The organism is Bradyrhizobium sp., assembly GCF_016462955.1.
GTDB lineage: Bacteria > Pseudomonadota > Alphaproteobacteria > Rhizobiales > Xanthobacteraceae > Bradyrhizobium.
The window spans coordinates 1-1,506 of sequence record NZ_JAEMSD010000893.1; the positions used below are offsets into that span (position 1 = coordinate 1).

Annotated in this window: 1 protein-coding gene; it reads left to right on the forward strand. The window is 69.1% G+C overall.

The genetic code is table 11. The features are described from left to right. Window positions 1-173: 173 nt before the first annotated feature. Window positions 174-1,506: DHH family phosphoesterase (locus JHD07_RS39615; protein WP_291632069.1), on the forward strand; the 1,333-nt coding region annotated here is incomplete at its 3' end.

The window sequence follows — 1,506 nt, forward strand, 5'->3', positions numbered from 1 at the left end:
CCACCAAACTGCACCAGCGCGTGCCGGTGGTGCTGGGCTCGGCCAACGAGGTTGATCTCGTTTCGGCGAGCTAGGCGACCGCGACTGACGCCGCCAGGGCGCATGGAGCGAATCCCCGGAAACGGATAGGCTCGTCCGATGCGCACCACATCCAAGCTCAGGATCGTCTAGCCATGGCCGACGGTCATGCGCCTATCGAGCAGGACGCCTTCCTGGGCGTCGCGCGCTCGCTCACCGACAAGCTCTGGCGCGACCGGCTCGATGTGCGCCGGGCCGCCCAGGCGCTCGCCATCGTGCAGCGGCACCAATTGCCGGAACTGCTGGCGCGGGTGCTCGCGGGCCGCGGGGTCGACATCGATGCCGTCGCCGACTTCCTCGATCCGACCATCCGAAAGCTGCTGCCGGATCCCTTCACAGTGACGGAGATGGAAGCCGCCGCAAAGCGGATCGCCGATGCCGCAGTGAGGGGCGAGAAGGTTGCGATCTTCGGTGACTACGACGTCGATGGCGCGACCTCCGCGGCGCTGCTGGCCTGGCACCTGCGGCATTGCGGGCTCGATCCGCTGATCCATATTCCCGACCGGATTTTTGAGGGCTATGGCCCGAACTCGGAGGCCGTGCGGGCACTCGCCGCGAAGGGTGCCACGCTGCTCGTCACCGTCGATTGCGGCACTACCAGCATCGAGCCGCTCGCCGAGGCGAAGCGCCTCGGTATGTCGGTGGTCGTGATCGACCACCACCAGGCCGGCACGGAGCTTCCGGTGGTGGATGCGCTGGTCAATCCGAACCGGCTCGACGATCTCTCCGGCCTCGGTCATCTCGCCGCCGTCGGCCTCGTCCTGGTGACCCTGGTTGCGGTCAATCGCGAGCTGCGCCAGCGCGGCTTCTGGAGCAGCGAGATGCCCGAGCCCGACCTGTTGGGCATGCTGCACCACGTCGCGCTCGGCACCGTCGCCGACGTCGCGCCGCTGATCGGCCTCAACCGCGCCTTCGTCGCAAAAGGGCTGATCGCGATGCGGCGGCGCGACCATGTCGGCCACACCGCGCTGATGGATGTGGCCCGGCTCAATGGCCCGCCGGAAGCCTGGCATCTCGGCTTCATGCTGGGACCGCGCGTCAATGCCGGGGGCCGCATCGGCCGCGCCGATCTCGGCGTACGGCTGCTGCTCGAAGGCGACAGCGTCGAAGCGGCGCGGATTGCGGCCGAGCTCGACCGCCTCAACAGCGAGCGCCGTGTCATCGAGCAGGCGGCGGAGGCACAGGCCGAAGCGGAGGCGCTGGCCTCGATCGGCCTGGAAGACAAGCTCGCCGTGATCGTCACGGCCTCGGAAGGCTGGCATCCCGGTGTGGTCGGCCTGGTCGCCTCCCGGCTGAAGGAGAAGTTCTCGCGGCCAGCTTTTGCAATCGCGCTGGAGCCCGGCGGCATCGGCACCGGCTCGGGCCGCTCGATCGCCGGCGTCGATCTCGGCAAGGCGGTGCGGCAGGCGGTCGCCGACGGCCTTCTGC